This is a genomic window from Streptomyces sp. NPDC021020, from assembly GCF_044333285.1.
Classification (GTDB): Bacteria; Actinomycetota; Actinomycetes; order Streptomycetales; family Streptomycetaceae; genus Actinacidiphila.
This window is the reverse complement of sequence record NZ_JBIRQQ010000004.1, coordinates 417,200-430,635: the sequence shown is the minus strand read 5'-3', so window position 1 is coordinate 430,635 and position 13,436 is coordinate 417,200. Positions and strand designations below refer to the sequence as shown.

Below are 13,436 nucleotides of genomic sequence, written 5' to 3'. Positions count from 1 at the left end.
ATCCTCCACCCAAACTCCCCAACACGGACCTGAAGGTGTGGGATAGCGGCATGGTGAGACGCAAGAAGGAGAAGCGGCCCGACTGGGGCATTCCCAAGGGGATCGTTCTGTTGGCGACGCCGGAAGGCTGGCGCACCAGCATCCTCACCATGGAAGGCGGAATGCTCTGCGGGCGCCTGGACGTGCCGATCAACACTGAGCCACGAGATGCCCGGGTCGCCGCGGCGGTGATGGTGACGGAACTCGCGCGCGACTTCCACGACACCGACGTCAAGGTGAGCTGGGAACCGCCCCAGGAGCCCTGGTCATGGAGCGCCGAAGTCACCCTTGCTGCCGAAGACAAACCTCCTTCGCCGGACGCCGAAGGTTAAACGACAAGCTAAAGGGTGTTGCAGAACGTGGTTCGCGGGCAGGCCCGAAGCGCGCCGGACGTGCGCGTCGGCCGTGTTGCCCGGCGCCGGCCGGGCGGTCGCCACCACCAGGCGGCTGTCGGCGACGATGGCGGCCTGCACATTCGCCGAGAAGCGGTAGTTCCGCGAGGACGCCCCCACGCTGCGGTCACGTACCGGCACAAGGGTGCCGTCCACGATCCACAACCGCTCGACGCCCTCAGCTCGACGGGGCACCGGCTCCAGTGCCGGCCGCGGCCCCTCATCTGCGGCTTCCCGCTTCCGCCGGCGGGAGGGGGGCGGCGGCAGTGGTCAACTCACCGCGGGGGTCGGGGCTGTGCCCAGCCAGCCGCGGTAGGCGGTCATGTCGACGTTGCTGCCGCACACGATTGTGGCCACGTGGCGGTCGGCGAAGCGGGCGGGGGCCTCCAGGATCGCCGCGAGGCCGAGTGCGGCGGAGGGTTCGACGACGAGGCCCGCGTGGTCGAAGAGCATCCGCATTCCTGCGACGATCGACGACTCGCGGACCAGGACCGCGTCGTCGGCGACGAGGAGGAGGTCGTCCAGGACGGCCGGGACGGGGTAACGCCCGGCGACGCCGTCGGCGATGGTGGTCGCCGTGTCGGTGGTGACGACGCGGCGCTGCCGCCACGAGAGCGTCAACGCCGGTGCGCCCAGCGGCTGGACGCAGATCACCTCCGTCGCGGGTGCCAGCGCCTTCAGCACGTGCCCGACGCCGGTGGCCAGCGCCCCGCCGCCGAGCGCGAGCAGCACCGCGTCGAACGGCTCGGCCGCGGACGCGAGTTCGAGGCCGATGGTCGCCGCGCCCTCGCACGTCCCGATGTCGAGGCTGTCCTCGACGAGCCGTATGCCCTCGCCGCGCGCGATGTCCGCGGCGCGCTCGCGCGCCGACTCGTGGTCGCCGTCGACGAGTTCGAGCGTGGCGCCCAGCGCGCGGATGCGGTCGAGCTTGGCCGCGGTCGCGAAGCGGGACGCCACCACGGTGACGTCCAGCCCCCGGCGGCCCCCGGACCACGCGAGGGCCTGCCCGAGGTTCCCCGCGCTGGCGCACACCGCGGCCCGGGCCCCCTCCCCCGCGAGCCCGCTCGCGACCAGCTCCGTACCGCGGCCCTTGAAGCTGCGCACGGGGTTCGCCGTTTCGAGCTTCACGCTCACCGCGCAGCCGAGCGCGGGCGCCAGCGCGTCGCAGCGGTAGAGCGGGGTGTCGAGGAAGACGGGGTCGATGACCCGGCGGGCCGCCCGGATCCGGTCGAGGTCGAGTCGTGTCTGCTGCATGCCACGGCAGCGTACGGGTACGCGCGGGCCCCTGCCCACGACCGGCCCCCGCGCTCAGTCGCACCGCCCGCACACATGCCCGCGCCGCAGCACGGGCCGGGAGGCGAGCGGCGCCGCCGAGCGCGCCCACCGGTCGCGCGGAGCGCGGTGCGGGGCCGGACCGTACGGCGACTGCCAGGCCGGGCGCCCGGCCTGGGCGGCGCGGCGCCCGCCGCGCAGGTGCGCCCGCTCCGCGAGGGCGAGCGCGGCAGCGCAGCGCAGGCAGGCGGGTACGCCTGCCCCAAGGGTCGTGAACACAGAGATACACCGTTTCCCGTGAGAGGACCGCAGCGAAAAGCAGCGCGGCGCGCGAACGCGACGCGCGACGGATTCAGCGCTCGGGGTGTCTCACGAGGTGTACAACGGCGTGTCCTCACACAGCGTTTGGCGGTCCCCCGCGGTCTCCCGCGGTCCCCCGCACGCTAACACCGCGCGGGAGCCGCGCTCCACGGAATTGCCGGGACGCGGTGCGGCCGCCGGACGGGGGCCGTACCCGGTGGTCGGTGGGTACGGCCCCTTGTCGGACGGGCTAAGGGCGGGCTAGGGGCCGGCTACGGGTCCATCCCGAAGTTCGGGCCCAGGATGTTCTCGTGCTCCTCCAGGGAATCCGTCAGGTTGCGGGCCTGCTGCTTCCAGGTGTCCTTGGCCATGCCGACCTTGACGCCGAGCCAGCCGAACAGGCTGGAGCCCGTCGTGTGCGCCTTCTGCGTCAGGTAGATCCCCTTCTTGTTGGACGAGATCGAGAACTTGATCTGCGAGCCGGGTTTGTCGAAGTAGCCCTCGTTGGTCACGGTGAAGGTGAAGGAGGTCGGATCGTCCACGGACACCGTCACCTCACCCGGGCCGCCGGCGATCCTGCCCAGCCCGTGCAGCATCGACTCGGCGGGGTGCAGGGTGCACTTCGCTCCGTCCTCGAAGTCGTCGCAGCCGGTCACCTTGAACGGGAAGATCTCATGGGGGTGCCTCATGAAGAAGGCCATGATCCCCTTGGGGTTGCCGAGGCTGTTCGGCCCGATGTATTCCGTGGTCGTGTACGAGTAGCTCAGGCCCGACGTCTGCGCGGGGGGCGGGCTCCGGTATTCCTCGAGCTCCTTCTTGTAGCCGCCGTACACCCACTTGAGCCAGTTCTGGTACATCGCCGGTAGGCCGAGGTAGTACCCGTGGCCCGGGACCGAGCACAGGGTCTGGCAGCGCCGCTTGTCGCGGACCTCCCGCTGCTTCTTCAGGGACACGTCCGGGTTCTGGTTGATCTTGCTCGAACCGCACTCGGTGTGCACGCAGTCGCCCGCCTGCGTCGCCCACGCGCTGCAGTCGCTGCCGCAGGCGTTGCCGTGCTCGTCGCAGCCCTCGTGGCCGTTGCGGCAGGTGTAGAGGCCGGTCGGGTCGCTCTGGGTGACGGGGTCGTTGCCCGCGTAGGCGTAGCCGTTGAGCGACTGCGGGTCGGTGCTGTCGAGTTCGGGGTCGACGGAGATGAAGCGGCCGGTCGCCGGGTCGTAGTCGCGGGCCCCGAGGTGGGTCAGTCCGGTGCCCGGGTCCTTGACCCCGCCGACGAAGCCCCGGTCACCGGACCAGCCGGTCGGCGCCGTACCGCGCAGGGCGCCGAAGGGGGTGGTCCGGCGCTGCTGCAGGGCCAGGCTCGCGCTGTCGATCTGGAGCTGGCCGGTGCCCTGGCTGTCGGCGATGAGGAAGTACACCTTGTTGTCGTCGGTGCGCATCGCCTGGTTGCCGTCGCCGAGGTCGTAGTAGCGGGTCGCGTGCGCGGTGGTCGACCCCTTGGCCGCGGTGACCTCGGTGCCGCCGAGGTAGAGCGTGCTGCCGGTGTCCGTGCGGGCGATCAGCCGGTTGCCGTCGGCGTCGTAGACGTAGTCGGTGGTCTGCCCCGCGTCGGTGACCACCCGGGTGAGCCGGCCCTCGCTGTCCCAGGTCAGGGTCTGTCCTGCGCCGTCGACCGTACGGGTGCGGGTGTCGCCGACCAGGTCGTAGGTGAAGGAGTCGACCGTCGTCCCGCTCGGTCCCGTGGTCGTGACCTGGCCGAGGGTGTGCGGCCGCGGGGCGGTGGGAGCGGGGTAGGTGTAGGTGCGGACGGTGTCCGGGGCCGGGTTCGCGCCGACGCCGTGGTCCGTCTCCTTCGTGCGGTCGCCGACCTTGTCGTAGCCGAAGGACTGCCAGTACGCGGCCGGTCCGCCGAGCACCTGGGCGGACGGGGCGGCGGCGCAGCCCGCCGTGCCCTGCGCCCAGGCCTCCGTCAGCCGGCCCAGGGCGTCGTACCGGAAGCACTGGGCGTCGGTGCCGTCGCGGGAGACGTCCGTCGTCGAGGTGATGTTGCCCGCCGGGTCGTAGCCGTAGGTGGCGGACTTGTCGGTGCCGGGCACGTCCTGCCGGTTGACCCGGGAGTTGGACAGCCGCTGGGTGCCCCACTCGAAGGTGTTGGTGACCTGGACCATCTTCTGGCCGGCCGCCTGGAAGGTGTACTGCAGTACCTGCCCGGTGTAGCTGTAGACGGTGTCCGTGGTGTAGGTGGCGCCGCCGGAGCCGGACACCTTCACGGGCCGCAGCGCCTCGTCGTAGGTCGGGGTGACCGCCTCCGCGGGGAGGCTGCCCGCCGCGGGGTAGCCGACGGACTGGGTGGTGCCGTCCGCGTTGTACTGGACGTTGCTCTGGTAGGAGCCGGCCAGCGCCCCCTCCGAGGCCGGGATCGTCGTCGTGGTGCGGTGGGCCCGGTAGAGGTTGTCGTACAGGCTGTACGCCACGGTGTACGCCTGGCCGGACGCGCCGCCGACGTAGCGGGTGGCCGAGGCCGGCTGGCCCTTGAAGCCGCTGGGGTCCCACACGTGCTTGGTCAGGAGCGGCCCGTTCGCGGCGCCGTCGTGGGTCTCGGTCTCGCGGCCGAGCCCGTCGCGGACGTGGAAGATGCTCGTCCCGCGCTGGTCGGTCGTGGAGACCACCTGGTTGCGGTCGTCGTAGACCGTGGTGGTCGTGCCCTTGTCGGGGTCGACCGCACTGGTCTGGTTGCCGCGCTGGTCGTAGCCGTACGTCCAGATGGTGCCGGCCGGGTCGGTGATCTTGGCGAGCCGGTCGGCGGCGTCGTAGTCGTACACCGTTTTGTCGTACGGCCCGGTGGCCGTCGGGGCGAGGTACTGGTCCAGCTCGCGGGTGTTGCCGCGGGCGTCGGTGACCGTGGTGGTCGGCGTACCGCCCTGCGGCGGGGTGACCGTGGTGCGGTCGCCGCCGTAGGCGGTGGTGGTGGTCGCCAGGGTCGTGCCGCCGTCGCCGTTGCCCGCGACCTGCCGGCTCTGGGTGATCCGGCCCATTCCGTCGTAGGTGTTCCAGACCTGCGTCTGCACCGACAGCGCGTCGTCCAGCGTGTACAGGGCGGTGGAGGGCGCCTTGGCGGCGTAGTAGGAGGAGAAGGTCGTGGCGGCCAGGCCGCGGGAGTCGTAGAAGGTGTCGGAGACCAGCATGCCGCCCTTCGGCCCGGGCGCCTGGGCCTGCCGCACCCGCAGGAATCCGTCCATGAGGGCGTAGGCGGTCCGGGTACCGGTGCCGGCCTGGGTGGTGGTGCCCACCGCGGAGGGCTTGCCGTCGGTGACCGTGTACGAGTAGGCGTAGTCGGGTGTCTGGTTGTTGGCCTTGGAACGGTCGGGCAGCCAGACCTTGAGCTTGCGGCCCAGCGCGTCGTACGTGGTGTCGGTGCGCTTGCCGTTGGGGTCGACGACGGTGACGGGCATCCCGCGGACCGGGTCCAGGGTCGTCGTGGTGGTCTGGGCGGTGGTCGTGTCGCCCGCGGTGGCCGGCGGCGTGGTGACCGCCGTCGTCTTGGGGAAGCCGGTCGCCGGGGTGTAGGCCGTGGTGGTGACCCGGCCGTCGGTGCGGTCCGTGCGCTGGGGTTCGCCGGTCACGGTGGCGGTGACGGTGCCGGTCAGGTCGGTGGCCGAGACCTGGCGGCCGTAGCCGTCGTAGGCGGTGCCGGCTTCCAGATAGGTGGCGGTGGTGCCGTTGTGGGACTTCAGGGTCGCCACCCGGGTGGCGTCACCGGCCGTCGGCACCGCGCCGTAGGCGTGGCCGTCGTAGGCGGTGCGCAGGTCGGACAGGACGTCCTTGGTGTAGTCGGGCGTGGCCTTGCAGTTCACCGCGACCGCCTGGACCCGCGAGGGTGCGTCCAGGATCCACGCGGTGGGGTTGTCCACGTAGGTGGTCGTGGTGCAGCGGTCGTCCGCGGTGGTGGACACGTCGCCGTGGTCGTCGACGGTCAGGACGCGGCCCGCGGTGTTCTCGAAGGTACGGGCGACGTCGGTGATCCGCCACGACGCGCCGGCGCCGCCGTCCAGCGAGGTCCAGGTGCGGGTGTCGGCCGTGCCGGTCAGGTTCGCCGCGATGGTTCCCCAGCTGCGGGTGACCGAGCCGGTCTCGTGGTGCCAGGGGGTGTTGACGGTCTTGTCGAGCACCTTGCCGCCGGGTCCCGAGTAGTGCTCCGTGCGGTACTCGAACCCGGACAGCGAGTCGTGGTCGGTGATGGTGCCGCCGTTGTCGTCGGAGACGCTCACGCTGCGCTTGCCGCTGGAGGTCTTGTCGGCGTCCATGCCGCGCAGGTAGTAGTGGTCCGTCTGCGAGAGCATGCCGACCGGGTCCTGGCCGCCGGTCTCCACCCGCACATGGGCGTAGCCGCGGAAGGTGGACCAGGTCTTGTACTTCTCCTTGGTGATGCCGTCGTCGGAGTCGTAGTGCCAGGCGGGTGTGCCGAGGTAGTCGTACGTGGTGACCATGTCCGGGGAGGTCTTGGTGCGGTCGGCCTGGACGACCTTCGCGACCACGTACTTGTTGAACCACTGCCGGCTGGGGTTCTCGGCCCCCTGCGCGGTGACGTACTGCGGGAAGCACAGGGTGCCGTTGGAGTCCGGCGCCGGCAGGTGGGCGGCGTCGCAGACGGCGGTGGAGTAGGTGACGTCGGTCTGGGCGCCGGACTCGTCGTCGACGGTGGCGACGCGCTCCTTGATGAAGGGCGAGGTGTTGTCGCCGGGGATGTCCAGCCGGTTGGTCCGCTGGTCGTAGCCGAAGGTGACCGCGGGCATGCTGAGGTCCGGGGCGCCCTCGGGGGTGTCGGCCTTGCCGGTGTGCCGGATGGACGCCAGCTCCAGCTGGTAGTCGATGTCGGCCATGCCCCACTGCTGGGTCATGGTCCAGGTGTCCACCGGGGTGTAGCCGCCGGCGGCGGTGAGCACCTGCGAGGTGACTCCCGTCAGGCGCTTGCGGGTCCAGAAGGACGGCTGGAAGGCGTAGCAGTCACCGGTGGACTTGCAGTTGAGGTCCCAGGGCGTGTCGTACCAGGGGGTGGCGGCGGTCTCGATCTTCGCGGCGTCGCAGGCGCCCGCGGTGGTGGACAGGCAGCGCTCGTCGCTGGCGAACTGGAACTGGGCCAGTGCCTTGGCCGAGTAGACCGCCGTGGACTTCAGCCCGTAGTCGATGTGGTCGAGGGTGCCGCCGCGGACGTAGGTGGTCGGGTTGGACGCGGTCCTGTCGCGGCCGTAGTAGTTGGTCTCCTTGTCGTAGTAGTAGGCGATGGCGTTGCCGTGCGGGTCGACGGAGTAGTCGAGGTTCCACCGCCAGCCCTGCTGGCACCAGGAGGTGGCGAAGGTGGAGCCGTGGCAGGGCTCGTCGGCGTTGTTGCCGTAGACCGGCACGGTCCAGGCCGAGTTCGTGGTCGTCTTGCCGCTGGCCCAGCCGGGCAGCTTGTTGTAGCCGAAGTAGAACTGGGTGCCGTCGGTGGTCGTCACGCGCCAGTACTCGTCGTTGCGGGCGCCGTTGGAGCGCACGTCGGTGCTGCTGCCGTAGACCCGGTCGACCTTCGTGCCGTCGTCGCCCTTGATCCGGAAGCTGTTGGTGCCGGTGGACACCAGCTGGCCGGAGTGGCCGCCGAAGGAGATGTTCGCGTTGTCGTACGCCCAGCACAGGTCGTCGACCTTGTTGCCGGAGGAGTCCTTGACGCCTTCGTCGCCGCAGGGCTTGTAGCTGCGCTCGATGAAGCCGGGGGACAGGTCGAAGCCGTCGCCCACCCAGGACGCCTGGTTGTTGGTGTTGCTGGTGCGGCCGTCGACGGACCCGGAGTCGTAGCTCAGGCTCACGTCCGGGGCGAAGCTGCCGGGGACGTCCGGCGCGGGCATGTCGTAGGACCAGGTGAACGTGCCGGTGTTCAGCCCCACGTCCCAGGACGAGGCGGGCGACAGCGAGGTGGCGGCGTAGTCGCCGTGGTCGCTGGAGGTGTCGGAGACCGCCGCGAGCACCATCGGGGCGCTGCCGGAGGCGGATGCCAGGGACAGCGCGTCGGCGGTCAGGGTGTGGCGGGCCGCGTCGTTCGCGGTGCGGACCGGGGCCGGCGTGTTGCAGGAGGCCTGCGCCGGGGTGGTCAGGACGCAGGCCGGCAGCCGCACCAGGTGCAGCCGGGCCGCGTAGGCGCCTCCGTAGCTCTGGGCGTAGGCGCTGTCGTCGACCCTCACGCCCACGGTGCCGCCGCTGGCTCCGGCGCCCGGTGCCACGGTGAAGAGCAGGCCGTCCACGCCGGCCGCCTGCGCGGTCCGCCGGTCGAGGACGCGGACGGTCGCGGGGCCGGCCAGCGGGGCGGCCGTACCGGCTGCGGCAACGCCCGGGCTCGTGGCCGCTCCCGCGGCGGGGACGGTCAGGGTCACCGGGAGGTTCCCCGCGCGGACCGCCGTTGCCCCGGCGTGCGCGGCCGGGAGCGTGACGGTGGCGCTGCCCGGCCGGTCCCAGACGCTGTCCTGCTTCGCCACGGGGTGGTGTGCGAGGCCGTCGTCGGCCCGCTTGAGCCCCGTACTTCCCGAGTGCCCCGCCATCGGCACGCCGGGGGACGGCCGGGCCGCCGTGCCGTCCGCCCGGGCCGCCGGCACGGCCACCGCCTGCAGTACGCCGGCCAGCAGCGCTCCGCAGGCGAGCAGCGCCGCCGCGCCCCGCGGTCTTCTCGATGGCATCCGTCTGTCGGTCACGCCTGCCCCGCCCCCCTCGTCCTTCTTTGTCTTCTGCGTCACGCCGTGCGTGCGCGGGCGGCGCGCGATGCCCGCGCGCCGCCCAGGTGGTGCCGCCGGGTCAGGGCCCGGCGGTGGTGTCCAGGTCCGACCCGCCGGCCAGCGCCGCGATCTGGGTGTCGGAGGCCACGCCGCCGAAGGCCCAGACGTCGTCGATCACTCCGGGCCAGAACTCGCCCCAGGTGGTCGCGCCGGTCTTGGTGCGGCCCAGTTGCAGGCCGTAGGTCGCGTCGAACGGCAGCACGGAGGAATTCCACGACACCGATTCGGTGCACGACGCGTCGTCGGGAGTGCCGTCGTCGTCGCTGTCGGCGCACAGGGCCGCCTGCAACTGGCCGTTGACGTACAGCCGGGTCTGCCCGGCCATCAGGTCGTAGACCACCGCGAGGTGGTCCCAGGCCCCGTTGTCCTGGAAGCTGGTGTGGGACGCGGTCGACCGGACGGCGGTGGCGCTGTCGTCCTTGGCCGTCGTCAGTTGCCAGCTGCCGGCGTCGGCCGGATCGGCGGAGTCGGGTACGTAGCGCACCGCGAATCCGTTGGCGGTCTTGCCGGACGCGCTCATCACCGTCACCGGCTTGGTCGGCCGCGCCGGTGTGGACACCCACGCGCTGACGGTGAAGCTGTTGTCGGTGTGGATCGGTGTACTGGTGGTGGACGCGTAGCCGTTCGCTGTGCCGTCGAGCACCAGCGATCCGGTGCCCACCACGCTGTCGGCGCCGGTGGCGTCGATCCGCGCGCCGCTGCCGAGGGTCAGCGGGTGCCGGTCCGCCGCCGAGGCCAGATCGTCGGGGGAGACCAGCGGGCTGCCCGTGGCGGTGTCCAGCCGCCACCGGCCCTCGACCTGGAGCTGGTTGTGGAAGAGCGCCGCGGCCTCCGGCGCCGACAGGGCCCGGTCGTACATCTGGACGTCGTCGATCATGCCGGGGAAGAAGGCGCTCGGGGCGCCGTCGTAGGAACCGGCGCCGATCTGGGTCGCGCCGCCGCCGTAGAAGGGTGCGGCGAACTTGGTCGTCGCCACCCACAGGCCGTTGACGTACAGCCGCATGTCGTCGGTGTTCGCGTCGTACGAACCGAGCAGCTGCGTCCACACGCCGGCCGGCGAATGGGTGGTGTCGCCCTGGGCGGCCCGGACGATGGAGGCGGTGTCGGAGTCCGCGGTGTAGGCGTCGAACGACCAGCCGTAGGTGGCCGAGTAGTACAGCTCGAAGCCCGGTCGGTGGACGCCGACCTGGGTCGCGATGATGGCGGCCTGGGGCGGTTTGGACGCCAGCTTCGCCCATGCCACCACGGAGTAGCTGTTCCGGTTCTCGACGTGCGAGGACGTGGTGGACGCGTAGCCGCTGGTGCCGTCGAAGGACAGCGCGCCGTCCTGCGGCCCGGCGCCGCCGGCGGTGACCCCGCCGTGGAAGACGGCGGGCTCGGTGTCGGCCTGTCCGTGCAGCTGCGTGGTGGCCGTACCGTCGTCCTGCGTGGCCGGCTCGTCCAGCGGGAAGACCGCCCGGGCCTCGCGCCCGGTCCCGATGGGCGCGCCCTGGGCCAGCCGCGCCACGTCAGCGGCCACCAGGGCCTTGTCGTAGATCCTGACGTCGTCGATCGTGCCGGGGAAGTACGATCCCGGTCCCCCCGAGTAGCGCCCCGCGCCGATCTGGAGCCCGCGCCGGGCGTCCCACGCCGTCGTGTAGCTCGTGGTCCCCATCAGCGTCCCGTTGACGTACAGCGACAGCAGGTGGCTGCTCGTGCTGTAGGACCCCGCCAGGTGGTACCACTGGCCGGCCACCACTCCGCCGGCGGTGGCGGACATCGCCCGCACCGGGACGGCGGTGGCCGTGTCGTTGCTGTACTGGTTGAACACCCAGCGGTCGTAGGCCTGCGAGTAGTACAGCTCGAAGCCCGGTGCCTGGTTGCCCGGCTGGGCGGCCACGACCGCCGCGGCGGTCGGCATCCGGTCGAGTCTGACCCAGGCCGACACCGTCATGCTCTTGTCGGTGTGCACGGTGGGGATGTCGGACGCCAGGTAGGAGCCGGTCCCGTCGAAGCCGACCGCGGTGCCCGTCCTGCCCTCCACGCCCAGCGTCGGGGAGCCCACCGCGGTCAGGGTCCGGTCGCCGGCGGTGCCCGCGGCCTGCGTGGCGCCGGCCGGGTCGTCCAGCTTCCACTCCGCGCGGGCGGGCTGGCCCTCCTTGACGCGGAACTGGTACTTCTCCGGCTCGCTGCCGTTGCCGGCGGTGTCGAAGCTCTGCGCGTAGACGAAGTTGGTGCCGGCCCGCGTCGGCCGGAACGTCACCGTCTTCGCCGCGCCGCCCGAGGTGGTCAGCGTGTGGGCGCTGTCGCACACCGGATCCGCGTTGACGCCGTAGCAGTACTTGACGACGTCCGTGGAGGCCGAGTCGAGCGTGAAGCTCCCGTCCCTGCCGACACCGTCGTACGACGGGTCGTCCGGGTCGCTGTCGACGACCGCCGGGTAGTCACCCGAGGTGATCACCGGGCCGGCCGGCACGTCGGTGTCGTACACCCAGTAGCAGTTGGTCGCGGAGCCGGCGGACGACCACGGCGAGTAGCTGTAGTACGTGCCCTCGTCGTAGTCGACCGAACGGGCCTGCCAGGCGATCGTCGTGTTCTTCGGGATCGTCTTGCCGGACAGGGCCGCCGTGAGCTTGGTGGAGAAGCTGGACCCCGATTTCTTCGGCCCGATCTTGGCCGAGGTCCACTTGGTGCTCAGCCCCTTGCCGTCCTTGGCGTCCCACGCCACGGAGAACTGCACGCTCACCTGGTCGCCGTCGGGGTCGGTGACGTCGCTGGCGCTGATGGTCGGCAGGGTGCGGATGTGCACCGGCGACGACGGGCCGTGGCAGGAGCTGCCAGGGCTCATCGACAGGTGGGACATGGGGATCTGCTTGGGCGGCATGTTGTAGTGCACCCGCAGGTACGCGTCGTCCGTGAACCGCTTCCAGCTGTACTTGTCGCCCTCGCTGGTGGCCCTCAGCCCGAAGGTGGTGGTCGTGTAGTTGTGCGACGCCGCGTACTTCATGCCGGCGGTGGCGTTGAACTCCACGTCGGAGGACGCGCACTTGGAGGAGAAGCCGTGCGCCTCGTTCTTGGTGTCCAGCAGGTCCAGCCAGTTGTCGGACGAGGAATTCCACGTCGTACCCGAGGTGAACCCCTTCGTCCGCCACAGCTCGATCTTGCTCGCGTCGCACGACGCGGACCACACCTCGTGCCCGACGAAGGTGGCGCTCACGATCGTCTTGCCGGCGAACTTCGAGGTGGGGAAGGAGTAGAACAGCCGCTTGACGTCGTAGGGAGCGCAGTAGTTCCAGGCGCAGTCGCCGACGCCGGAGTCCCCGTCGCCGTTGAAGCGGTGCTGCGGGCTGGACGCCCAGTACTTGGACACCATCGTCCAGTCCCCCGCCTTGGGGGTGTACGTCTGGGGGTCGATGTACAGCGGGAAGGAGACGGCCGCGCCGGAGAGCAGGGCGGGGTCGGGTGTCAGCGTCAGCTGCGTGTCGCCCGCGTCGACCGCGACGCCGATGGGGGCGACCTTCGAGGTGTCGGTCGGGCCCTGCGCCGGGTCGCCCGCGGCGGCGGCGCCGGCGCCCTCGTCGCCGGCCGTCTCCGCCTCGGCCGCCTTGGCCGTCTTCTCCGCGGCGCCGGCGCCGGAGTCCCACATGATCGGCTGCGGCGCGGCGAAGACCTCGCCGCCGCCCGCGGTGTCGGTGGCGGTCAGGCCGCCCTCCGCGGTGCGCGAGACGTCCAGGCCGGTCGCCTGGACCCCGAACGTCAGCTTCGCCAGGGCCGGGTTCTTCGCGGCCTCGGCGGTCTTGACCACCACGAGTTCGTGGAAGCCGTCGACGTCCGCGCGGACCTGGAGGTCGACGTCCGGCAGCACGTTGCCGTACGTGGCCGTGTCCCCGCTGAGCGCCGGGGCCGGCAGCGCCGACGGCCAGGTGTACGACAGCTTCCGGCCGTCCTCGTCGAGCGTCACCAGCGGGGCGGAACCGCCCCCCGACAACGTCATGCCGACCGACGCCACCGCGGGTGCGATGCTGCCGTCCGGCTGCCTGACCAGGGTGTTGTCGAGCGCCTTCCAGCCGCCGCCGACACGCGCCCTGACCGGGCGCAGGTGCTGGTCGGTCTCCATGCCTCCGTCCGGCGTGGCGTAGGTCTCGCTGGACTCCGTCCGCAGCGAGCTGATCTCCACGTTCTCGCCGGCGTCGGCGGCCTGGGCCGCCGCCGCGCTCTGGGTGAGCGCGGTGCGGCCGCTCCGGTCGCCGCCCTTCGTCGCGGGCTGCGCCTGTGCGACGGGCCCCGCCCCCTTGGTGCCCTGCGCCGGCGCCGCCGCGGCGGCCTGCCCGGCGGTCGCGAGACCGGCGACGACCACGGCCGCGACCGCCCCCGCCAGTACCCGAACCCGACGCGCACGCGCGCGTCTACCCCCACCCGAATCCATGACCCCCCCGAGAACATGCACGCAGCCGCGATCGTCGCGGCGCGAGATATTCCGAGGACCGTAGATCATCGTGCACACGACAGGCAAGGGATTGCAGCTCCGCAACAGCCCCTCTCACAAGGGTTTATGACGCTTCGCCACATAGATCTCACCGGTTCCTGACCGTCCGTCACCAGGCGCGCGGCGCCGCCCGCCGCGGTGACCCGGGCGGGAAGCAACCCGCCTTCCGGG

Annotated in this window: 5 protein-coding genes and 1 pseudogene; 1 reads left to right on the top strand and 5 read right to left on the bottom strand. The window is 71.6% G+C overall.

Translation table 11 applies throughout. From position 1 onward, the window contains the following. The first annotated feature begins 50 nt into the window (after positions 1-50). Positions 51-371, top strand: a complete 321-nt coding sequence (locus ACH4SL_RS13775) for a hypothetical protein (protein WP_398444785.1) — start codon at positions 51-53, stop codon at positions 369-371. 36 nt (positions 372-407) lie between these two features. Here ACH4SL_RS13775 and ACH4SL_RS13770 read toward each other — a convergent pair. From ACH4SL_RS13770 to ACH4SL_RS13750, 5 genes and pseudogenes are all read right to left on the bottom strand, one after another. Then, positions 408-647, bottom strand: a pseudogene (locus ACH4SL_RS13770) (IS5/IS1182 family transposase); the annotation flags it as partial. A gap of 54 nt (positions 648-701) precedes the next feature. Then, positions 702-1,685, bottom strand: coding sequence for a threonine/serine dehydratase (locus tag ACH4SL_RS13765; protein WP_398444783.1), 984 nt, complete (start codon positions 1,683-1,685; stop codon positions 702-704). Positions 1,686-1,739: 54 nt separating this feature from the next. Then, positions 1,740-1,982 carry a hypothetical protein gene (locus ACH4SL_RS13760; protein WP_398444781.1) on the bottom strand — a complete coding sequence of 81 codons (243 nt, stop codon included), beginning with the start codon at positions 1,980-1,982 and terminating at the stop codon, positions 1,740-1,742. A 293-nt stretch (positions 1,983-2,275) separates the two neighbouring features. Continuing rightward, complete coding sequence (locus ACH4SL_RS13755) at positions 2,276-8,704, bottom strand: RHS repeat-associated core domain-containing protein (protein WP_398444780.1); 6,429 nt, start codon at positions 8,702-8,704, stop codon at positions 2,276-2,278. Positions 8,705-8,819: 115 nt separating this feature from the next. Then, positions 8,820-13,136, bottom strand: coding sequence for a LamG-like jellyroll fold domain-containing protein (locus ACH4SL_RS13750; RefSeq protein WP_398444778.1), 4,317 nt, complete (start codon positions 13,134-13,136; stop codon positions 8,820-8,822). Positions 13,137-13,436 lie beyond the last annotated feature (300 nt).